The 20,912-nt window shown below is 62.7% G+C and carries 28 protein-coding genes and 1 riboswitch; of the genes, 4 read left to right on the forward strand and 24 right to left on the reverse strand.

What is annotated here, in order from left to right:
- The 8 genes from NKH52_RS23050 to NKH52_RS23085 form a co-directional block, all read right to left on the reverse strand.
- On the reverse strand, positions 1-1,062 hold the full coding sequence (locus NKH52_RS23050; protein WP_352733183.1) for an ABC transporter ATP-binding protein: 1,062 nt from the start codon (positions 1,060-1,062) through the stop codon (positions 1-3).
- Positions 1,062-1,850 (reverse strand): ABC transporter permease, encoded by a 789-nt coding sequence (locus NKH52_RS23055; protein ID WP_352733180.1) that lies wholly within the window; start codon positions 1,848-1,850, stop codon positions 1,062-1,064. Before NKH52_RS23055 ends, NKH52_RS23050 begins: the two co-directional genes overlap by 1 nt.
- Complete coding sequence (locus tag NKH52_RS23060; RefSeq protein ID WP_127297903.1) at positions 1,850-2,713, reverse strand: ABC transporter permease; 864 nt, start codon at positions 2,711-2,713, stop codon at positions 1,850-1,852. The genes NKH52_RS23055 and NKH52_RS23060 overlap by 1 nt, the downstream gene beginning before the upstream one ends.
- 65 nt (positions 2,714-2,778) lie before the next feature.
- Entirely contained in the window at positions 2,779-3,840 is a 1,062-nt protein-coding gene (locus NKH52_RS23065; protein WP_127273265.1) for an ABC transporter substrate-binding protein, read from the reverse strand.
- A 58-nt stretch (positions 3,841-3,898) separates the two neighbouring features.
- Positions 3,899-4,870, reverse strand: a complete 972-nt coding sequence (locus tag NKH52_RS23070; protein WP_352733176.1) for a PfkB family carbohydrate kinase — start codon at positions 4,868-4,870, stop codon at positions 3,899-3,901.
- Positions 4,867-5,907, reverse strand: a complete 1,041-nt coding sequence (locus NKH52_RS23075; RefSeq protein WP_352733173.1) for an ADP-ribosylglycohydrolase family protein — start codon at positions 5,905-5,907, stop codon at positions 4,867-4,869. Before NKH52_RS23075 ends, NKH52_RS23070 begins: the two co-directional genes overlap by 4 nt.
- A gap of 3 nt (positions 5,908-5,910) precedes the next feature.
- Entirely contained in the window at positions 5,911-6,636 is a 726-nt protein-coding gene (locus NKH52_RS23080) for a GntR family transcriptional regulator (protein WP_023814058.1), read from the reverse strand.
- 219 nt (positions 6,637-6,855) lie between these two features.
- Positions 6,856-7,125 (reverse strand): DUF982 domain-containing protein, encoded by a 270-nt coding sequence (locus NKH52_RS23085; protein WP_027035091.1) that lies wholly within the window; start codon positions 7,123-7,125, stop codon positions 6,856-6,858.
- An 84-nt stretch (positions 7,126-7,209) separates the two neighbouring features.
- On the opposite strand from NKH52_RS23085, the gene NKH52_RS23090 reads away from it, so the two are divergent.
- The gene (locus NKH52_RS23090) at positions 7,210-7,467 is read left to right on the forward strand and encodes a hypothetical protein (protein ID WP_023814060.1); all 258 of its coding nucleotides are present in this window, start codon (positions 7,210-7,212) and stop codon (positions 7,465-7,467) included.
- Between the two features lie 281 nt (positions 7,468-7,748).
- Here NKH52_RS23090 and NKH52_RS23095 read toward each other — a convergent pair whose 3' ends face one another.
- The 7 genes from NKH52_RS23095 to NKH52_RS23125 all read right to left on the reverse strand — a co-directional run bounded on the left by NKH52_RS23095 (position 7,749) and on the right by NKH52_RS23125 (position 13,092).
- Entirely contained in the window at positions 7,749-7,904 is a 156-nt protein-coding gene (locus tag NKH52_RS23095; protein ID WP_352733328.1) for a DUF3309 family protein, read from the reverse strand.
- A 251-nt stretch (positions 7,905-8,155) separates the two neighbouring features.
- A complete protein-coding gene (locus NKH52_RS23100; RefSeq protein ID WP_352733170.1) occupies positions 8,156-8,773 on the reverse strand; it encodes a hypothetical protein in 618 nt (205 codons plus the stop codon).
- A gap of 209 nt (positions 8,774-8,982) precedes the next feature.
- On the reverse strand, positions 8,983-9,678 hold the full coding sequence (locus NKH52_RS23105) for a methyltransferase family protein (RefSeq protein WP_352733167.1): 696 nt from the start codon (positions 9,676-9,678) through the stop codon (positions 8,983-8,985).
- A 173-nt stretch (positions 9,679-9,851) separates the two neighbouring features.
- Positions 9,852-10,871: an ABC transporter substrate-binding protein gene (locus NKH52_RS23110; protein ID WP_352733164.1), complete on the reverse strand. Its 1,020-nt coding sequence runs from the start codon at positions 10,869-10,871 to the stop codon at positions 9,852-9,854.
- Entirely contained in the window at positions 10,864-11,631 is a 768-nt protein-coding gene (locus NKH52_RS23115) for an ABC transporter ATP-binding protein (RefSeq protein ID WP_352733161.1), read from the reverse strand. Before NKH52_RS23115 ends, NKH52_RS23110 begins: the two co-directional genes overlap by 8 nt.
- A complete protein-coding gene (locus tag NKH52_RS23120; protein WP_352733325.1) occupies positions 11,628-12,389 on the reverse strand; it encodes an ABC transporter permease in 762 nt (253 codons plus the stop codon). Before NKH52_RS23120 ends, NKH52_RS23115 begins: the two co-directional genes overlap by 4 nt.
- A gap of 94 nt (positions 12,390-12,483) precedes the next feature.
- On the reverse strand, positions 12,484-13,092 hold the full coding sequence (locus tag NKH52_RS23125) for a YkoF family thiamine/hydroxymethylpyrimidine-binding protein (protein WP_127382253.1): 609 nt from the start codon (positions 13,090-13,092) through the stop codon (positions 12,484-12,486).
- Positions 13,083-13,196, reverse strand: a riboswitch (TPP riboswitch). It overlaps the preceding gene by 10 nt.
- Positions 13,197-13,392: 196 nt before the next feature.
- Between NKH52_RS23125 and NKH52_RS23130 the strand changes: the two genes are divergently transcribed.
- Entirely contained in the window at positions 13,393-13,713 is a 321-nt protein-coding gene (locus tag NKH52_RS23130) for a RodZ family helix-turn-helix domain-containing protein (protein WP_023814068.1), read from the forward strand.
- Between the two features lie 45 nt (positions 13,714-13,758).
- On the opposite strand, the gene NKH52_RS23135 is transcribed toward NKH52_RS23130, so the two are convergent.
- From NKH52_RS23135 to NKH52_RS23145, 3 genes are all read right to left on the reverse strand, one after another.
- Positions 13,759-14,790 carry a formyltransferase family protein gene (locus tag NKH52_RS23135; RefSeq protein WP_352733158.1) on the reverse strand — a complete coding sequence of 344 codons (1,032 nt, stop codon included), beginning with the start codon at positions 14,788-14,790 and terminating at the stop codon, positions 13,759-13,761.
- 381 nt (positions 14,791-15,171) lie between these two features.
- On the reverse strand, positions 15,172-15,690 hold the full coding sequence (gene msrA, locus NKH52_RS23140; RefSeq protein WP_128304624.1) for a peptide-methionine (S)-S-oxide reductase MsrA: 519 nt from the start codon (positions 15,688-15,690) through the stop codon (positions 15,172-15,174).
- 132 nt (positions 15,691-15,822) lie between these two features.
- A complete protein-coding gene (locus NKH52_RS23145) occupies positions 15,823-17,367 on the reverse strand; it encodes a glycosyltransferase family 39 protein (RefSeq protein ID WP_352733154.1) in 1,545 nt (514 codons plus the stop codon).
- Between the two features lie 89 nt (positions 17,368-17,456).
- Between NKH52_RS23145 and NKH52_RS23150 the strand changes: the two genes are divergently transcribed.
- A complete protein-coding gene (locus NKH52_RS23150) occupies positions 17,457-17,627 on the forward strand; it encodes a hypothetical protein (protein ID WP_164762750.1) in 171 nt (56 codons plus the stop codon).
- A 39-nt stretch (positions 17,628-17,666) separates the two neighbouring features.
- Positions 17,667-18,374, forward strand: coding sequence for a hypothetical protein (locus NKH52_RS23155; protein ID WP_352733151.1), 708 nt, complete (start codon positions 17,667-17,669; stop codon positions 18,372-18,374).
- 84 nt (positions 18,375-18,458) lie between these two features.
- Here the strand turns inward: NKH52_RS23155 and NKH52_RS23160 are convergent, their stop codons facing one another.
- The 6 genes from NKH52_RS23160 to NKH52_RS23185 form a co-directional block, all read right to left on the reverse strand.
- A complete protein-coding gene (locus NKH52_RS23160) occupies positions 18,459-18,773 on the reverse strand; it encodes a hypothetical protein (protein WP_352733148.1) in 315 nt (104 codons plus the stop codon).
- Between the two features lie 362 nt (positions 18,774-19,135).
- Entirely contained in the window at positions 19,136-19,459 is a 324-nt protein-coding gene (locus tag NKH52_RS23165; protein ID WP_013530789.1) for a hypothetical protein, read from the reverse strand.
- On the reverse strand, positions 19,459-19,644 hold the full coding sequence (locus NKH52_RS23170) for a hypothetical protein (RefSeq protein ID WP_032909564.1): 186 nt from the start codon (positions 19,642-19,644) through the stop codon (positions 19,459-19,461). The genes NKH52_RS23165 and NKH52_RS23170 overlap by 1 nt, the downstream gene beginning before the upstream one ends.
- Complete coding sequence (locus NKH52_RS23175) at positions 19,629-19,862, reverse strand: hypothetical protein (RefSeq protein ID WP_023814075.1); 234 nt, start codon at positions 19,860-19,862, stop codon at positions 19,629-19,631. The genes NKH52_RS23170 and NKH52_RS23175 overlap by 16 nt, the downstream gene beginning before the upstream one ends.
- 1 nt (position 19,863) lies before the next feature.
- Positions 19,864-20,082, reverse strand: coding sequence for a hypothetical protein (locus NKH52_RS23180; protein WP_224699536.1), 219 nt, complete (start codon positions 20,080-20,082; stop codon positions 19,864-19,866).
- Positions 20,079-20,789, reverse strand: coding sequence for a glycoside hydrolase family 108 protein (locus tag NKH52_RS23185; protein ID WP_352733145.1), 711 nt, complete (start codon positions 20,787-20,789; stop codon positions 20,079-20,081). Before NKH52_RS23185 ends, NKH52_RS23180 begins: the two co-directional genes overlap by 4 nt.
- Positions 20,790-20,912 lie beyond the last annotated feature (123 nt).

A 20,912-nucleotide genomic window follows, 5' to 3' on the forward strand; every position in this document is an offset into this window, starting at 1 on the left:
CTAACCCGCAAGCAGCACCGTACTCTCAGGCGACCAGCGCAGCACCACCTCTTGGCCCTCCGCCAGCCTGTCGACACCCGTGTTCTGCACAATCACCTTCAACGTCTGGCCGCCACGCTCGACGAAATAGGTGCTGTTGTTGCCGGCGAAGATGCGCTTGGAAACCTGCCCCTTGAGCATGTTGGCGGTGCCATCCGGCGCTCCGGCATCCGTGGCGATGCGGATGCGTTCGGGGCGCACGGCGCAGCTCGCCTTGGCGCCGGCGGCAAGCTTGGCACCCGCGCCGGCGGCAATCGCCGTGCCGTCCGGCAGCCGGATACCATCGCCCGTCGTATCGCCGCGAAAAATGTTGGCGTCGCCGAGGAAGGTGGCGGCGAACTCGCTCTTCGGCCTGTTATAGATCTCCTCCGGCGGGCCTTCCTGCACCAGCCTGCCGTCGCGCAATATGCCGATGCGGTCGCTCATCGTCAGCGCTTCTTCCTGGTCGTGGGTGACGAAGATCGTGGTGATGCCGATCTCGCGCTGGATACGTTTGAGCTCGATCTGCATGTCGACACGCAGCGCCTTGTCGAGCGCACCCAATGGCTCGTCGAGTAGCAGCACGCGCGGCTTGGTGACGATGGCGCGGGCGAGCGCCACACGCTGGCGCTGGCCGCCCGACAGCTGATGCGGCCGCCGCCCACCGAGCTTGCCGAGTTGCACCAGATCGAGCGCGCGCTGCACCTCGGTAGCGATGATCGCCCTGGCCTCGCCGCGCACCGACAGGCCGAAGGCGACATTGTCGGCGACGCTCATATTGGGAAACAGCGCATAGTTCTGAAACACCATGCCGATGCGCCGCTTTTCGACCGGCACCCGCTCAACGCTTTCACCGCCGATGGTGATGCGGCCGGAATCGGGAAAATCGAACCCGGCGATCTGCCGCAGCAGCGTGGTCTTACCGCTGCCCGACGGCCCGAGCAGCGCGTAGAAGCCGCCATCGGCGAAGTCGATGGAGACGTTGTCCAGCGCCTTGTGTGCGCCAAAGCTGCGCGAGACATCAGATACCTGCACGCCGGCCATTATTTCTCTCCGCCGAATTTGAAGAACCGCGCCGTCAGCAGCATCAGCGCCATGGACACGACAATGATGATGGTCGAGACCGCGTTGATCTCGGGCGTAAAACCCTTGCGGATCGCGGCGTAGATTTCGACCGGCAGCGTCGTCTGGCCCGGCGTCGCCAGGAAATAGGACACCACGAACTGATCGAACGAAACGGCAAACGCAAACAGCCCGCCGGCGATGACGCCGGGCATGATCCAGGGCAGCGTAACGCGCCTCGTCACCTGCCACTGGTTGGCGCCGAGCGAGCGCGCCGCCTCTTCCAGCTCCGGCGCGAAGGTCTGCAGCCGGGCCGAGACGACGACGATGACATAGGGCAGCGCCAGTGCGACATGGCCGAGCAGGATGGCATGCAGGCCACGGCCGATGCCAACGTCGAAGAAAAAGATCAGCATCGCCGTGCCGGTGATCAGCCACGGTATGGCGATCGGCGGAAACAGCAGCGCCTGCAGGAATTTCTTGCCACGAAACTCATAGCGGTAGAGCGCCAATGATGCCGCCGAGCCGAGCACGACGCAGATGACTGTGGTGATGACCGCGATCTCGACGCTGTTCCAGGTGGCCGCGATCAGCTGGTCGTTCTGCCACAGCGAGGCGTACCATTCGGTCGTCCATTCGAACGGCAGTTGGTAGAAGGGCGAGACGTTGAACGACATCAGCGCCATGATGATGATCGGCAGATAAAGAAAGGCGAGCAGCAGCCCGATGTAGAACCGGCCGAGCCATTCGAGGATGCGGGTCGTCGCCATCACGCGGCTCTCCGCAGCATTGGCGAGGCCACCGCCAGAATGACCAGCACCACCGCCAGCAGGATGAAGGAGAGCGCCGCACCGAGCGGCCAGTTGAACACGGCGACGAACTGGTCCTCGATGACCGTGCCGTAAAAGGTGCCGGTACGGCCGCCCAGGATGCGCGGCTCCATGAACGAACCGACGACCGGCACGAAGATCAGCGCCGCACCCGCCACCAGTCCGGGCATCGACAGCGGGATGATCACCCGCTTCAGCACCTGCAGCCGCGAGGCTCCAAGCGAACGCCCGGCCTCGATCAACGAGTCGTCGATCGCCTGCAGCGTCAGATAACAGGTCAGCACCATGTACGGCACATAGGAATGCACCAGCCCGATGATGACGGCCGGATAGGAATACATCAGGTCGATGTTGATCTTGAACGGCAGCACGGCATTAAGCGCGGTGTCAAGGATGCCGCCCTCGCGCAAAACCATCGCCCAGGAAAAGATGCGCACCAGCCCATTCGACCAGAACGGCAGGATGACGAGCAGGAAGATCGCCTCGCGGCTGCGCCCCTTCAGCACCTTGGCGAGCACATAGGCCGCGGGATAGCCGATGACGACGCACCACAGCGTCACTTCGAGGCCAAGGCGCAGCGAGGCCAGCAGCAGCGTCAGATAGAGGCTCTGCGAAAAGAAGGCGGCATAGTTGCCAAGCGTGAACGCCCACGGCTTTCCCGACAGCGGCAGCTCGGTCATAAACGAGAAGAAGACCATAGCGGATAGCGGCAGGAAGATCGCCACCGTCAGCCAGAGATAGGCTGGCGCCAGCAGCGGCAATGCCGATCTCAGCCCGCTTCGCGACGCTGTCGCAGCTGCCATGGTACCCTCCTCCCAGTATTGGAAGAACCAGCCGACGCGAACCGCCGGCTGGCCTGGCTGTGATCTTACTTCACGTCGACCTTAAGCTGCTGCCAAAGCGCCAGATAGGCTTCGCGCTGGGCATCGGTGATCGGTGCCTGGAACTGGATGCGCTTGGCCACCTCGGGATCGCCCATGACCTTGCGGTTGAAGGCATCCTCGGGCAGCGCTTCCACCGCCTTGGTGTTGGCGGAGACGGGAGCACCGACCTTGGTGACCCATTCGACGTAGAATTTCGGGTCGATCATGTAGTTGATGAAGGCCTCGGCACCGGCGACGTTCTTGGCGCCGACCGGAATGGAAAACGCGTCGAGCCAGGCGACGGCACCCTCCTGCGGCACCACCAGCGAGACCGGCAGCTTGAAATGCGTCTTGGCGCGATCGGCCGAGCCGCTCCAGTAGGTGCCGATGTCGATCTGGTTGGAGGCGACCATCTGGTTCCAGTCGTTTTCCGAGCTCCAGAAGGTCTTGATCTGCGGCATCAGCGAGGTCAGCTTCGTCTTGACCGCATCCATATCCTTGATGTCGTTGATGTTCTGGCCAGTGGCGATGGCGCCGAACTGCACCGCTTCAACGGCATCGTCGCGAATGACGACGCGGCCCTTGTGGGCGGCATCCCACATTTCGGCGATGCTCGTCGGTGGCTTGTCGAAGGACTTTTCGTTGATGGCGAGTGCGGTGAGACCCCATACCCACGGCACGCCATAGACCTTGCCGTCGTGGACGAGCATTGGCGATCCCGCCTTGTCCTTGCTGATGTCGGCGTAGTTCGGCAGCTTGGAAACGTCGATCGGCTGGATCAGTTTCCCGGCCATCGCCTGGTCGTTGAAGGCGGCGTTGATCATGACCACGTCATAGAGGCCGGGATTGGTCCGGATCTTGGTCAGCATTTCCTGTTCGGAATTGAAGAAATCGTTGACGACCTTGTTGCCGGTCGCTTTTTCGAAAGCCTCGACGGCCCACGGTTCGTCGGCGCCGTAGCCCTTCCAGTTGAGCACATGCACTTCGTCGGCCTTGGCGGCGAACGCGAGTGCGGAGGTAAAGACGGCGGTCGCCGTCAGCAGAGCAGTCAAATCAGGCATGCGCATGGTTGGTTCCTCTCTGTGGGTTTGCCCGGTTCCCGGGCTTGTCAGGCTTTTCCAGCTGTTATGCATTGGCCTTCTGTGTCCGGCCTGCTCCCGATAGGTCGGCGGCATGGCTCAGGAATGTCTGGATTTCACGGTTCGTCGGCGCCGACGAGCCACCATGGCGGGTAACCGAAATGGCCGCAGCAGCATTGGCATAGCGCGCTGCCTCGAAGGGCGGTTTGCCGCGCGCCAACGCGCTGACAAAAGCGCCGATATGGGTGTCGCCGGCGCCATTGGTGTCAATGGCAGCGACCTTGAAGCCGGCAATGGTCTGCACTGAGCCATCGGCCAACCTGATATGGCAACCCTTCGCGCCAGCGCGGATGACCACGCCCGCAGCCTGTGGGCAATGGTCGACCAGAAGTCGTGCAGCGACAGCCTCGACATTGCCCGAACCGGCAATCTCAGCCGCCTCCGTCGTGTTGCAGCTCAGCCATGTGGTGCGGGCAAGCACCCGCGACAGGATGGGACGCGGAATGTCCGAGATGACCGGCGTCGGATCGAAGACGAAGGGAATATCTGCCGGAAGTGCCTCGATCCAATCGGTGAGCGCATCGCGGCTCTTGGGATAGCTTAGCGTGTAGCCGGAGGTGAACACCCAGTCTCCCGGCGCCACCGCGACCGGCGCCATCAGGTCGCGGCTGAGCACGCTCTCCGCCCCTGGCCACGACACGAAGGTGCGTTCGGCGTCGCTCGAAATCATGGCGACGCAGTTGCCGCTGTCCATCAAGGGCGATGGCGGCGTCAGCGTCGCGATGTCCTCGGCGGCGAAAGCGGCACGCAGGAAATCGCCATTGGGTCCGCTGCCGAGTTGGCCGCCGAACACCACCTGCATGCCGGTGCGGCTGGCCGCGACCATCATGTTGAAGCCGCCGCCGGCGACCTGGGCGAAGCTCGACGCCGTCTTTTCCATGCCGGGCGCCGGCAGGGCGTCGATGCGGTAGACATAGTCGACCACGGCACTGCCGACATGGACGAGACGGCCGCTCATTCCGCCGCGTCCTTGGCGGAACCGATTTTCGCCATCCTTGCTGCCACGAGGTCGGCGGCGAGCGCGCCAACCTCTGCCAAGTCGATGCCGACAAGCCGGAGGATGTGCTCTTGCGGCAAGCGGGAAAAGCCGGTGCAGGCGCCGGCCATGCCGGCAGCGATGGCGCCGATCGTATCGGTGTCGCCACCGAGATTGGCGCTGATGATGGCTGCTTGCCAGGGGTCGCCACGGGCGACTTCCAGCACGGCGAAGGCAGCCGGAACGGATTCCTGGCTAGCGACGCCGGTGCCGACCAGATCGGTGATCAGCCGGATCGCATCCCGCATCGCCTTGCCACGCACGATGTCCTGCGCCCAGACGATGCGCGCGGCGATGTCGCCGCCGGTGACCCAATGTCCGAGCGTCGCCCCTCGCCTCGCCGCCGCGACCGCGCTGGCCGAAGCATCGCGCCAGCCGCCGCCGGCGACGCCGCGGCTGACGGCGGCTGCGACGGCTGCGGCCGAGGCTATGGCGATCGAGGTGTTGTGCGTCGCCCGGCAAGTCTCCGCCACCTTGGCGACGAACGCCTCCAACGGTTCAAGCGGCATCATGATGCCGACAGGCGCGATGCGCATGGCCGCGCCATTGGTGTCGCCGCTGCGTCCCGCTTCCTCGGCCGGCACGCCATTGTTGATGGCATCGATGGCCCGCTTGGTCGACGGCCCCAAAAGATCATAGCTGCCGCGCGCCTTGACCTCGCGCTCCCAGTCGAGCAGCGCATTGACCCAGCGCGCGTGGTCGAAACGGTCGCCGGATTCGACCAGGATGCGGCCGAGCAGCAGCGCCTGCTCGGTATCGTCGGTGATGGTTCCGGCGGCCAGTCCCTTCGACACCGGATGATCGGCGAAAGGCTCGATGAAATCCTCGACATGGCCGTGGAGTTCGGCAATGCGAACCGGCGACAAAAGCTGCGTCGGCATGCCGAGCGCATCTCCCAGCGCTCCGCCGACAAGCGCGCCCATGGCGCGATCGATGGCCTTGCTGGTTGCATCCGACATCGCTCAGAACCTCATATGCAGCGCAAAATGTGCCGGGTTGAGCAGGCTGGTGACATACTCGATCGGCCGATCGTCGGCCGCACGCGTCAGCCGGCGGCCGCGCAGGAAGGGCGTGCCTTGTGGGCAACCGAGGATGGCCGCATCCTCGGCATTGAGCATCTCGATCTCGACCCATTCCTCGCCATGGTCGGGAATGAGGCCGGCGGCGCGCAGCGTCTGGTGCAGCGAGCCCTCGCGCAGTCCGCGCAACGGTACGTCCTCAAGCTCGGAGGACAATGGCAGCCGGCTGCGCTCGATGGAGATCGCATGGCCGTCGCTGGCGTTGGTGCGCACCCGGTCAACGGCAATGAAGAACGGGCTTTCGATACCAAGCAGCGCAGCCAGATCGGGGTCTTCAATGACCTCCAGCCGCAGCGTCCGCGTCTCGGCATTGGCGCCGGCATCGGCCAGCGCGCGCGACCAACCGATGGAGTCATCCACCGGCTTGCCGTCGAAGGTGACGAACGAGCCAATACCAACCCTGGTCGTGATCAGCCCGCGGCTGGACAGTTCTTCGAGGCCCTTGCGGACCGTATTGCGACTGACGGAGAAGCGCTGGACAAGTTCATTCTCGCTTTGCAGGCGGTCGCCGAAGCCGAGAACACCGGAGCGGATTTCATGTTCGAGAACGGTGGCGATCTGCTCGGGTTTGCCCGTACCGGGAGACAGTTGAACCGCGCGCCGCTTCATATGGGTACCTGTTCAGTGAACCTGTATAGTCCTGTTCAATACCTGGATAGAAATGCCGTGTCAACAGATGCCGGAAACAGGCCCAATGAACCCCGAATTTCGGATTGTCCGCAGAGCGCGCCGAACTGGCCGGTTGCCATGGCCCGGAAAAGCCGGTGTGAAAGACCGAGATCAATCAAGAGGATAGAGCCGATCCTTGATTCAATCTCACCGGGTAGGCTACGGGATCGACACCTCACGCGGCTCAACGAGAATGTCCGCCTCGATAGCGGCGTTGATGAACGCCGCCCTTGCCGCCGAGACTTCTTTCTTTCCCTCGAGCACGGCCAGACAGACCTTACGGGCAACCATATGCTTTTGCCCGGTTGCAACCGGCCAGCGGTTCAGCAGGATGTCGGCAGCCTGAGCGACCCGCTCCACGTTGAAGATCGAGTTTCGCGATCGGCCGAGCGCAATCCTGACCGGCTCATCGAAACGCTGATCTTGCACGATGCCACTCCCCAAAGTCGGCATTCATCGATTCGCGGCCTTCAACCCCGCGCAATGTGATAGGTTCCGCGACAAAGGTGCAAGATGTCCGATTCCAGTGGCCAGAAAAATCCCAGGCTGATCGTCGTGGTCGCGTTCGATCGCGGTGAGGATGGCGAGTTGTTCCCAGCCTTTGGACCCGCCGACCAGCAGAGCGAAGACCGCGCCATACGCACCGCCAGGGCTCTGGCGGCAAAGCATGCCGGCGTCATCGCCTGGAGCCGCGAGGCCGATCCGACGCTGGGCGAATACGGCCCGCCGAACACGCTCTTCGTCAGCGGCGACGTACCTGACATGGAATAGTCGACTGGCATCAGCTTCTGGATGCCTTGCCCATAGGGTTTGATGCGAGCCGGTTTCCCCTCGCCAGCAAGCAAAAGCCCGCTACGGTGAACCGGAGCGGGCCTTGGAGGAGGACAAGGGGTGGGACCCTCTCCTCTTGTTTCCACGGGGGGTGTGGACCGCAATGACCATACGAAAGTTTTGCAGAGTGCAGGATCACAAGCCGGCTTGCCTGCATCACAATCCGGTGCACGCCGATATTGGGGGCGCTCACGATATTGCGATCAGTTGCGATAACCCGGCTAGATACGCCCGAGCACGACAAGCACGATGGCGATGAGCAGCACGAGCCCAAGGCCGCCGCCGCCATAGTAGCCGATGCCGTAGAACGGACCGCCACCGAGGCCGCTGAGGCCGCCAAGCAGCGCAATGATGATCGGTATGGTTCCAAGACTCATGGCGATGTTCAAAGACGAGCGCTCCAAAGGCTCTGCCGTTCCGCGCGATTGTGGCGGGCATCGCGTGCGGAAGAGGTCTGCCGGCAACAGAAGCGGCCATCCAGATGATGGCAACCAGAATTTGATTCCGGCACGCCTGCGGACGCAGAAAGCCCGCCAGCGTGGCGGGCTTTCCTACCGGCCGGAGGCCAGGAGAGTGCGGTCGAGCCTCACGTCTGGTTCGGCACTTCCAATCCCCGGCCCCTCCAGTATCAGCGACGAGCGATCAGGAGGCAGAGTTGCCGTAGATCGCGGTCGTAGGCGCCTTCGCTGCTGAGCACGTCGACGCAGCGCTTCTTCATTCGCGCCACGTTGCTATCAGACATCTGGGCCACGACACCCGGCAGGCTCGGCCTGCTGGGGTTTGACGGATTGGACGGATTGCTCGGGTTCGACGGATTGGACGGATTGATACCGCCCCCAATACCCACGCCGACACCGACGCCGACGCCGCTCGTCCCGCCCACATTGGCGCCGAGGCCGGCAGCAATGCCGCCAGATCCTCCAACATCGGCGCCCGCGCCGGCATTGATGCCATTGCTGCCGCCGACCGAAGCACCGAGACCAGCATTGACACCGCTCGAGCCGCCGACATTGGCACCGGCACCGGCATTTACACCACCGCTGCCGCCGACCGAGGCGCCCACTCCGGCACTGATGCCGCCACTGCCGCCAACGGAAGCCCCGACACCGGCATTGACGCCGCCGCTACCACCCACCGAGGCACCCACGCCAAGGCCGATTCCCGCAGCATTGGCGGGCAGGGAAAGAGCTAAAATTACCGCACTACCCGCCAACATGTTGGCGACTGTCTTGATGGTGTGAGCCATAACACTCTCCTGTTGTCGTTGCGCTAAGCAATTGGCGAGAGGCCGATTGCAAGATCAACTACGCGAGGTGGTGAATTTCAGTTTCAGAGAGAGAATACTGAACCTGAAGCGTGGTGTACATCAACAAAATTTCTGAAATAAAATGATACTAAAGTTCGAACAATTGTTCAAGCGTGATTGCAGACCGAACGATTCTGCGCACCCGCTTGTCAGACGACGCCGTAGAACAGCCTGTAGTGGACGCGCTTCATATAGTCCCGGTATTCCGGCGTGGCGGCTAACAGCGCCTCTTCGCGCAGGATGCGATGCACCTGGAAGAAGGTGATCGCGGCGTAGACAGCAAGATTGTAGAAGGAAAAGGCCGACAGCAGGAACAGGACATGACCGGCAAGGTATCCGGCATAGATCGGGTGCCGCACCAGGCGGTAGGCACCGTCGGTCATCACGCCGCGATTGCCCGGCAGAATGGCGAAAGAACGCCCTAGCGATATCTTCCCCCAGATCACGAACCCCAACGCCAGGACTTGCAGCGGCGCAGCGGCATAGACCGGGATGATGGCCACGCCCGGTTCCAGGTCGATGAAGCCGACACCGAAGCTGGCGACCACCGAAACAACCACCGTCAGCGGGTTCCAGTCGCGTACCTGCGGTCGCCGCGACAGAAGCAGCCAGGTAAAGGTCAGGATCTCGGAGATTGCCACCAGCGCCACATTGATGCGGGTCGGGTCGAGCATCAGGTGATATACGCCGCGGTAGACGAACATGCCCGCGAAGGCCAGCGCGCAGATCCGAAAGAAACCTTCGCGCAAATCCACCAGGATTTCGCGCTTTCGGGCTGCGGACAGAATCCTGCCGTCACTGACGTGCGAAAGCGCCTCGCTTTTTGATATGAGCAATGCAAACACCCCGATGATCCCTCGAGGCGACCTTTGCACGCAACCATTGCCGGGCAGTTAATCAACAAGATCAGATCGGTGTTAAACTGGCTGTCGGGGAGCCAGGGTGCCACATCCAGACGACCCTGCTCCACGCGGTCGTCCAGAAAGACGGGCGACCCATTTCATTTGATCTTGGCAGACTAGCTCAGATAGTCGTTGCGGAAATAGCTCCCGAAATCCGGGCGTTGAGCAACCAGCTTGCCATCGGCATCGCGCAAGATGCCGGACGCGAAGAGATAGTCGCCGATCGCTTCCATCTTGGCCGAATCCATCGTCCCGATGGCGCCGCTTTGGCTGCGCAGATAATGGCCGTCGATCAGCGCCTTCAGCGAGGCGTGGATCAGCGCCGGATTAGTCAAGGCATCGTTGTTGGCCGCGATCAGCAGGGCTGCCGCATCTTCGGGGTGATCGACCGCGAACTGGTAGCCGCGCCGTGTCGCCTGGACAAAGGCTGCCGCAGGCTTGGGGTTTGCCTGGAGATAGGCTTCGCTCGAAGAGATCAGTGTCGTATGCTCGTCAGGCACGCCGTAATCGGCATAGACGAAGCTGCGTTGTTTGACGCCCTTGAGCTCGGCTTCGACACCCTCCCAGGTCGAGACTTCGAGCGTGAAATCGACCGAACCATTGGCCAGCGCCTCATAGGCTGAGGTGCCGAGCGTCACCGTCTCGAAATTGCCCTTGCCGCCATCATGGCGGATGATGGTCGATATCAGGGCGTTTTCCCAGGCGCTGCCGAAGCCGCCATAGGTCAGGCCGTCGAGGTTTCTCGGGCTTACGATCTCGCTGCGTGCCGCATTGAAGACCACGCGGCCGGTTTCAGACTGCACCACCGCATAGACGCCCTTCAGGTCCGCTCCGGCGGTTCTCTGGGTGAACAGGCTGATGGTGCCGTTGATGCCGAAATCGGCGACGCGATTTGCAACCAGCGTGCCCGCACCGGTATCGCTGTAAGGCAGGATGTCGACCTCGAGCCCGGCCTCGCGATAGAAGCCCTTGTCGCGGGCGACGAACGGTCCGATGTGGTTGGTGTTGACAGTCCAGTCGAGGGCAACAGTGACCTTTTGTGCCGATTGTGCTTGGGCTCGCGCCGATCCGGCAATGAGCGGAAGGCCTGTGGCAAGGGTCAGCAACAAGGCCTGCCGGCGCGTCAAGTCAGTCATGATCGTTTCCTTTGGATGGGGTGGCGTTGAGGATGATGTCGAGAATCTCGGCCTCGAGCGTACTTGCCTGGCGCGCGGCATCGCCGCCAAGGCTGCGCGGGCGCGGCAGCGGCACCTTGATTTCACGCACGATGCGGGCCGGGCGCGCCGACAGCACATAGATGCGGTCGGACAGGAACACGGCTTCGCGCACGTCATGGGTGATCAGGAGCGCCGTCCAGCGATGATGCCGCCACATCTGTTCCAGCCAGCGCTGCATGGCCGTGCGGGTCAGCGCGTCGAGCGCGCCGAACGGCTCGTCGAGCAAGAGCATGTCGCGTTGCTGCACCACCGTGCGCAGCAAGGCCGCGCGCTGGCGCATACCGCCGGACAGTTGCGCTGGAAAATGCCGCTCGAAGCCGGCAAGCCCGAATTCGGCAAACAACGGCGCAACGCGCGCCCGCGCCGCCTTGCGCCTGATGCCTTGCACCTCGAGCCCGAGCGTCGTGTTGTCGAGGATCCGCCGCCACGGCATCAGCGCGTCGCGTTGCGGCATAAAGGCGAAATGCCTGCCGTGGTCGTCGAGCGGCGCGCCGTCGAACAACATCTCGCCCTCGCCATGCTCGGCGCCGGTCAGAAGTTGGAAGAGCGTCGACTTGCCGGCGCCCGAGGGCCCAAGGATCGAGACGAACTCACCGGCGCCGACGCTGAGCGAGATATCGGCCAGCACGTCGAGCCCACCGAACGCCTTGCGCACATGTCGCAGCTCGAGCCGGCTCATCGCCGCGGCCCCTTCCCCTCGGTTTCCTTGCCGGCCCGCTCCCAAGGCATCGCAAGGCGCTGCAGCAGTACAGTCAACCCGAACAGAACAAGGGTCAGGGCAGCGCTCACTCCGACGGCGGCAAGAACCAGGTCAGGACGGAAATTGTTCTTGGCGTTGAGCATGTAGATGCCCAGCCCCTTCGCGGCCCCCGCATATTCGGCGAAGATGGCGCCGACCACGGCGTAGGTGATGGAGATCCTCAAGCCAGCGAAGAAATAGGGCAGCGCCGAAGGCAGCCGTGCCAGCACGAAGATGCGCCAGCGCCCTGCCCCCATGGCGCGCAGCATTTGCCCGATCTCGGCCTGGGTCGACTCATAACCCTCGACCAATGCAACCAGCATCGGAAAGAAGGTAACCAGCGCCACCAGCATGATCTTGGGCGTCAGCCCGAAGCCGAACCACAGCACCACCAGCGGCGCGATCGCCACCAGCGGCAAGGTCTGGCTGACGATTAAGACGGGAAACAGCGCACGCCGCAGCGGCTGGAAGAAGTCGACCAGCATCGACAGCACGAAGGCAGCGCTGAGCGAACAGGCAAAGCCGAGCAGCGTGGCGCCGATGGTCGGAATGGCGTTGTCGGCCAGCGCCTGGCGATTGAGCAGCGCTTGCTCGAACACGCGCGACGGCGCCGGCAGTATCGTCGGCCGGATGCCGGAATAGGTGGCGTAAAGCTCCCACGCCACTAGGAGCAAACCGACCGAGATCATGGCCGGCATTGCCTTGACAAGAAGGCCCGCGATCGGGCGCGAAGCGACTGATGATGTGACCACGGGAGAAAACCTTTGACGGCAGCGCGAAAGCGCGGCGGCTTCAGACAGCCGACGGGCTGTTGGCCGAGACCGTGACGTCGAGGGTTACGTGGCCGGCGCCTGGTCCGAAGCGACAGAAGGCCTCGTCCAGCGCCGAAAAGATCGCACCGGCATCACCGCGCAGTTTCGTGCAGAAATGCTTGGAACGCTCATAGACGCCGGACTGCTTGAGAAAATCGATGCAGCCGTAGATCTCGTCCATGTGGTCGTCGGTGCCCATCACATAGAGCGAGAACTGCGCCGCCGCCGGCTGGCCGGTGGCAGCAGCATTGCGCACCGCCGCGATGGCCGCATCCTTGCGCGGGCCGAGTGGCCCGACAGGCCCGCCAAGTGCATCGGAGCGGCAGATCGGATCATCCGGCTCACCAGGGCACCCGCGCGAGATGGTGGCCGACAACACGCAATGTTTGCCGCTACGTGCCGCCGCCACGAAGAGGTCGCGCATGGCGGGAAACAGCACTTCGGGCGGCCCGACCAGCAAGGTCGAGATGTCGTCGGTCTCGATCCTGAGCTTGTCGCGCCAGGGATCGAGCGCACCGAGCGCGCCAAGAATGACACCGACGAAATCGTCGGTCATGGGGTATAGGGAAATCTGTGCGCCTGAAAACATCGCCCGCCTCGCTCCGCTGGTATTACCCAGATCAGCTTCTAGGGTCTGTGGGCTTGCCGCCCCCGTCTCAGCCCCGACCGTACGGAGCACCCCTGTGGATGTGCGCCTTAAAGCATCATTCGAGTTCAAGGGGAAGCCGTTTTTTTCAGAGCACTGCGCCAAAAGCATTACGCCAGTCACGGTGCCCCTGAGCGGAATTTTATCGGGAAGCTTCGCCGCCGCGACCGGTTGTCCCCACAGTCGCAACGCGATCACTTTCGTAGAAAATAAGCGACGACTTCACAGAAATGGAGACAAACCATGTTCATGAAAATCCTCGCAGCTTCGGTTCTCACCATTGGTCTGGCCACGTCAGCCATGGCGCAAAGCGCCGGCAGCAACAACGCAAATGGAAGCGGCAGCGGCAAGTCGGTGACGGTTGAGCCGAACACGCCGGCTTCACCGAATACGATCGAGCCGGACACTGTCGACCCGGGCACGACCAACAGCACGACTGGCACGGTAGGTGACATGAATTCGAACGCGGATCAGAATTGCCCGACCAACCCGCAAGGCGCGCAGCCGGACGCCGATGGTAACGCGACGGCGCCAACGGTAAACGATAATCATTGTGGCAAGTAACTTACGTCGCAAACGGATGAAGCCGCTGGGCATCGCCCGGCGGCTTCATCCGTTTTTCTGGTCCGCAGCACTCGCTTTGCCGAACAGCCGGATTTCTGGAGCGGGTTTCCCGGCGGGCGGGCGCGAAAATAGGTGTTTTGAATTGATCAGCCGTTTGAGCACTCTACCGTAGGTAAAATACAGGACCCGACCGTTGGCGAGATCGAATTCCACTGTTCCCCACCGCCTGACCGGAGCCTTTCCTGTGCAGGGCCCCAGCCTTCTGATCTGGAATCCCAGCCTGACTTTGCACGTTCCGATTTCAAGATAGATGCCTGGCAGAAGGCCAAGCACATGCCATAGCCGTACAACATGCTCGACCGACATGGCCGGCGAGATTATCAGGTGGCTGGGCTGAAGCCGCGCCCAGACGAAGTCGCCTTTCGGCTGCGGCATTCCTGACAACAGCCCCCGGCAGTAGGCCGGCACCGCCTCGCTTACCAGAATCCGCATAGCGGTTGCCGTGCTGTCGACCAAGGCTTCTCTCGAGGTCCAGTCAGCTTCGGAGAACGGCACCTGCCCGAGAATGTCACCCTCGTCAAAACCGGCGGACATCTTGTGGAGCGTGACGCCGCCATGAACCGCATGCCGGCCGTCCACGGCCAAGCGCTGGATCGGGTGGGGCCCTCGATAGTCGGGGAGCAGCGCCGGGTGGAGGTTGACCCCGCCTTTGGAAAAATGGCCAAGAACCTCTTGAGGGATCAAGACAGGCAAAGTGTAGCAGACCAGCACATCGGCGCGGACGTCAGACAATTGCCGTCCAAGGGCATTCCAATCGTAAGGGCGGCCAAATTCGATCAGCTTGACAGGCGTGTTACCGATAAACCGCCTGAGCAGCAGCTTGCGTTGAAGCCTTCGCCGGAAATTGCCAATGCTGAAACCGGTGGGACGACGCCGGAACCCGGGCACGATGATCGCGCCAATTGCATTTCCAGCCTCTAGCCAGCCGGCGAGCAGAGGCCCGGTATAGTTAGAGATATCGAGGACAAAAACGGCTGTGATCGGCTCCGAGTGATCGGTCGATTCGATCGGCCTCATCTTCGGCAGCTCAAACGGGCCGACAGATCAGGGCGAGCTTGTCAGGTCGGCTGAGTGGAAGGCGATGCCAAGGCAGTGACAACCGAAAGACGCTCGCGTTTTACAAACACTGGCTTTTCGTAAACTTTTTTCACGGCCCGTCTCCCGAAATCAACTCTTCCTGCGCAATTGGACCGCGATACGGCAGGCTGTCAACCGCCTGACCGTGTTTGCCTACCGCATCCGCATTCGCCGTTGACGAAGGTGTTCGAAGGGCGCTCGGACATTATGAAAGCTCAATGGCCGACGCGACAAGACGCGCTGACTGAAAGAGGTTTGGATGCGATGATCTGCTCGACGACACCGTCGAGCAGCAATGCAGGGCAAATCGCAGTTGCGAATCTACGAAACCGCCGTCTCGCGAACCGGCAGCTTCCAGCCTGGCCTGACGAAGTGGCAGGTGTATCCGTTGGGATATTTCTCCAGATAGTCCTGATGCTCGGGCTCGGCTTCCCAGAATGGACCAACGGGTGCGACTTCGGTGACGACCTTGCCCGGCCACAGGCCCGAGGCATCGACATCGGCGATAGTGTCCTCGGCGACGCGCTTCTGTTCGTCGCTGGTGTAATAGATCGCCGAGCGATAACTCGTCCCGACATCGTTGCCCTGGCGGTTGCGGGTCGTCGGATCGTGGATCTGGAAAAAGCGTTCCAGCAGCGTGCGAAAGCTGATGATGGCCGGATCGAAATTGATCTCGATGGCTTCTGCGTGGGTGCCGTGGTTGCGGTAGGTGGCGTTGAGCACGTCGCCGCCGCTGTAGCCAACACGGGTGGAGATGACGCCGGGATAGCGCCGTATCAAATCCTGCATGCCCCAGAAACAGCCGCCGGCAAGGACTGCACGTTCGGTCGAAGTCGCCATGTCACGTCTCCTCAAAAGCAATTCCAGGAAGAATGTGTAGCGGTTTTCCGTCAGGAATTGCGTGAAAGCAAGTTGTCTCGCCATAAATGGGCATTGTCACCTGCTTCGTCCAGCGGACGCGGTGGATCTACTTCAGTTGCTCGTTTGGGCGAGGCTGTCGATCAAACCCGATAGCTTCATGCCAGGCGGAATGGCGGCAAAGCTGATCGCCACCGGTGGTGCCCTGAGCGACCAGTCGAAAAGAACGGTCTTGACCGGGATGTTGCCCAGCCACGCCAGCAGCCGAGGTGGCACGCCGCTCCCGGGCCAGACCAGGAGCATGCCGTGATCGCGCAGCCGCTGGCTGGTGATCCAGGGGGCGAGCCGCATGTCGAGGTCGGTGAAGATCGACGGCTTGTCATAGGCGTTGAGGCCCGCCAGCAACGCGATGCGGGTATCGCCGCCGACGATGTCGAGCCGACCGGGCACCGCCGCGTGCCAGACCGCCTCGGCTTCGTCCGAAATCTGCCGCGCTGGCCAGCAGACGGCATCCAAGCGCCCGCGCAAATTGCAACTCGTCCAGCGGATGCCCGCATAGGCACCCGACATGCCGATGATGCAGGCGAACGCGCAGATCGCCAGCCGTCGCAGTTCGATGGCGCCGAGCCGATGACCCAGCAAGGCGAGCGCCACAACGCCGACAAGATTGTACATCGGCGCGCCCCACGCCTCGCCGGCGCCGGTGAACAGCGAAGCCACCATGACAAGCACCGCCGGACCAAGCCCCATCCACACGAGATAGGCCAGCGCGCCGCGCTTGATGGGCTGTTCCGGCGCGGGTGAACGCCGCAACAGCCCCGATATCGCCAACACCAGCAATAAGCCGCAGAGCCCCGCCATTTGGACACCGATATAGTAAAGGCGGGCGCGGTGGACCAACACCCATTCATCGCGGCCGGCGACATAGGTCAGCGGCAGGAAATCGATGCGGTAGAGCTGGACGGCCAGCGGCGCGGCGACGGCGAGGAAAACCGCGAGCCCAAGCCAGGGCCAGGGCGTGGCGAGCCGATTGCGTGCCCGTGTGTCCGACAACAGCCAGATCGCCCCGAAGAGCAACAGCAGCCCGGTGGAAAACTTGGCATAGAGCCCGACGCCCGACACCAGTCCGAGCGCCAGCCACCAGCCCGGCCCACCGCCACGGCCCGCACGCCACAGCAGCCAGCAGATTGCGGCCCAGAAGGGCATCTGCGCGTAATCATGATTGAACTGCGGTGTCGGCCAGCCGAAGAAATACAATGACGGCATCAAAAGCACGGCGGCCAGCGCGCGGGTTCTCCCGAGCATGTCGCGGGCCAGCAGGTAGACGAAGACGAAGGTCGCCGAGACGACAAGCTGGGCGAGCAGATATTGCGGCCAGCGAAACGATCCGGTCAGAAGATGGCTGATCTCGAGCAGCCAGCCGGGGAGCTGCGGATGCTTGTAGGTCAAAAGCACCCATTCGCGGCCCCACATGAAGCTCTCGACGACATCGCCGGGCGGGGCGGCATCGACAAGCGCCGGCACCACGGTCCAGCACAGGATCTGCGTCAGGCATAACAGCGCCAGGCCGGCTTCTGGATAGTGCGTCAGCCCCGGCCAGATCGACGACTGCCGCCAGTCGCCTGGAACAGAACTGCCGACCGGCAGCCAACCGTTCATGGGTTCGTCGATTCGCGTCATGCGGTGGATAAATCACACCGGACTGTTTTACGAACAGCCCAGAACTTGAAGCTTACGAAAATGTATACTTGGCCGACCATGGCAAAACCAAGATTGAGGCAGAGTTTCGCGCCACCATGCCGCCTCTCCCGTCATCACATGCCAGCAAGACAACAATGGAACACGCCATCCCGCAGCACCCTGAACATGCCGGGCATGGCGCCTTGGGCGTGATCGCGGCAGGTGTCGCCTACGCCTGACCGGCTCCCGTCCCCAAAAAAGCATCCAGGATTTGAAAAATGCGCCACCACCATGCCGTCATTCATTACCGTGCGCTCGATTTCTGGATGGCCCGTGCGGCCGTTCTCGTCATCATCTGCCTGCAGCTTCTGGTCATCAACAATCTCTCATTCGGGCCGCGCTGGGTGGCGCCCGCGCTGGAGGCGGCCCTGCTGCTGCCCTTGTCGGTGGCCACCGCCTGGACACAGGCCGCCACCCGAAAGGCGGTCGAGGACCACGAGTGGCATGCGATCGGCCAGTTTCGGGTCATAATCCGCAGAACAGCCCTGACCATGACCGCCATCATCAGCATCATGAATTGCGGTTCGCTGGTCCTGCTGGTGCGTGCCTTGCTGGAGGGCCATGCCGGCAACAGCGGTACGACGCTGCTGATCGACGCACTCAACATCTGGGTTACCAACGTCATCGTGTTTGCCTTGTGGTTCTGGAGCACCGACCGCGGCGGTCCGCCGACCTGCGGCCTCGTCAAGCTCGCACAGGCCGATTTCCTGTTCGCGCAGATGACGTTGAACGACCGAGAGCTTCGAGACTGGCTGCCCGGCTTCGTCGATTATTTCTTCCTCGCCTTCACCAATGCGACCGCATTTTCGCCCACCGATACCTTGCCACTCTCCCAGCGCGCCAAGCTGCTGATGATGGCCGAGGCCATGATTTCGCTGCTGACAATCGCGCTGGTCGCGGCACGCGCGGTCAACATCCTCGCTTGATCGGCCCGACACGCGAAAAAGCCCGCCCGGCGAGCCGGAACGGGCTATTTTGGGTTGTCTTCGCTGATTGAATGCAGCGCCGAACTAGCGGCGCTTGCCCAGCCTGTAGCTGTTGCCGCCCAGCAGGTTGACGCCGAGCCCGCTCAGAACGCCACCGACGATGTTGGTCTTGTTGCCGTTCAGAATGCCTGAGACGACATTGCCGCTCAGGATGTTGTTGCCGCTGAGCACGTCGTTCAGCGCGGTGATCTTGCCAAGGTCGATGGACGGCGAAACATTGATCAGGCTGCCCGAATTGCCTCCCCAGCCGCCCGAACCTCCGCACCCACAACCTGCCTCGGCGGCTCCAACGGACGATGCAACTGCAACAGCGGCTAAAATAACAGTGAACTTGTTCATGAAAGCTACTCCCGTTTGATGATGGAGATGGCTTCCGTCTTCTGTGGTCTACCTCTTGCTTAACAATATATGAACACTTCATCCGCTCAAGTCTTTATCTAGTTTCGGTGCATCAATCAAAAATTAACAATAATCATTATGCATAACCGACATGATTAACTTGCTTGTGACAACGGGCGATGACGAGACCGGTCAGATCGAATGCCGCTCAGCAATGGCCGATCGGAAATACAAAAAAGCCGCCCCGGCGTGAGCAGAAGCGGGCAGCGGTCGTTTCTGGAAATGAGAGCAGCGCCGCGCCAGGTCGCCTGCCTCGGTAATTCCGTCAGGCAGTAGCCAACAGACGAGGCGGTGCCAATAAGCTACTCCTCCACCCCCGGCTTGAATCTCCGCACCACAAACTCGAACAGCACGTCCGAAATCCACATGGCGCAGACGCCGATCAGGAAGGCGGCCGCCAGCGTGGTGGTGTCGTCGGCGGGATCGGGCATCGGCAGGCCGGCGATCCTGGCGTAGGAAACCGCCGGCAGCGTCAAGTAGGCCGCCGCAAGTGCGCCGCAGATCGGCGAGGCCACCATTTCGCGCAGCTTGTAGCGATGCCGCGACAGCGCGCGCAGAACGCCGCCGGCGAGACCCGCCGCCACGACCGGTCCCTTGATGCCGAGCAGGTCGAAAAGATCGTTCATCATGGCCTCCAGCCGCAAAGTTTCTGGCCCTTTTCGTTGTGAGCCAGGATCGCCGCCACCGACGCATCGGAAAGGGTCGCCGCCTCTGCCCTTGTCGGCCGGAGGGGATGCCCGGCCGCGCAGAACGACCCGCCTGATTTGGTGCAGCCGGCCAGCAGGAGCGAGAGCGCTATGATTTTGACCATCTGGCCAGCCTCCCCCTGTTGTCGTCCGGCGCCCGGCCGGCGACGGCATCGTCGATCTTCTGGGCTTCGGTGCGCGCCGCTGCGTCGGCGGCATCCTGCCTGGCCTTCTGGCTGGCCTTGCCCTTGGCATAGGCGGTCCAGACACCGGCAAGCGCGGCGCCCATTGCCAGAAGATACGGCCAGGCCTGGCCAAGCAGCGCGAGGGCGAGTGTTCCCATCTCATGTCTCCTTGGCCGGCGGCGCGACCATGCCGCGCGGCCCGTCACGCACCGCGTTGATGATGATCTTGGCAAGGGCAATGGCGCCGCTGATCTGAAGCGCGGTGCGGTCGCTCACCCCGAGCAGCGTCCAGTCGAAGCCGGCGAGCGCGCCGCCGCAGATGATGGCGATCAGCGTGTTGAGGAGATTGTGCAGCGCATTGGTGTTGAACCATGTCATTGAAACAGGCTCCCGAAAAAATCGGCGACCCGATGCCGGAAGGCCGCGAGCGCTCCGGCCATGAGAACGAGGATGCCGGCCCCGGCAGCCGTCTTGCCGCCGGGCGCCGGCTGCACGGGCTGGGTCGCCGGCATCACATCAGCCGATGTCTCGACCCTGGGCGACGCCGGCGCGGCCACCGGTGCCGCGGGGCGCTGCGCCGACATCAGCAGGGCCTGAACCCGCACCGACCTGACACGATCGGACCAGCCGCGCCCGAATGTTGCCCATGTCGGCAACCGCTTGAGGAACGCCAGCCGCGCATCGCAAAGCGCATCGATGGTGACGCCGGCCGGCTTTGCCTTGGCCGCCGCGACGGTGACCGGTCCGATCCGCCCGTCCTGCGCAACGCCGACGGCCGCCTGCAAATATTTGGCCGCCCGGCCAGACCCGCTGTTGACGGCGAAATCGAACACCGCATGGTCGACGCCATCGGGCAATTCGGCGCCGAGCACAGCGTCCCAGTAGAAGCGGCGATAAACGGTGGCGACCTGCGCGTCGCTGATCGCACGCAGATCCGCCTTCGTCGCGTCGGCCTTCACATAGCGGCGGAAGCTGGCAAGCGTCACGCCCTTCATGGTGGCGCCGCCGGGGTCAGCCGGATTGTCCGACCACCCGCCTTCCGATTTGAGAACAAGCGCAAGCGCCCGCGCGAAGTTGCGGTCCATGGTGTTTCCTTTCCGCCCTTCCGGGCAGTTGTTCAGTTTTTGATTTTTGGTATGTTCGCCGGGTGGAGGTTAGGTTTGGCGCGGGCGATTATGATTCTGGATATCATTCGCCAAGTTGGCAGA

It is taken from the genome of Mesorhizobium sp. M1066 (assembly GCF_040318635.1).
GTDB lineage: Bacteria > Pseudomonadota > Alphaproteobacteria > Rhizobiales > Rhizobiaceae > Mesorhizobium.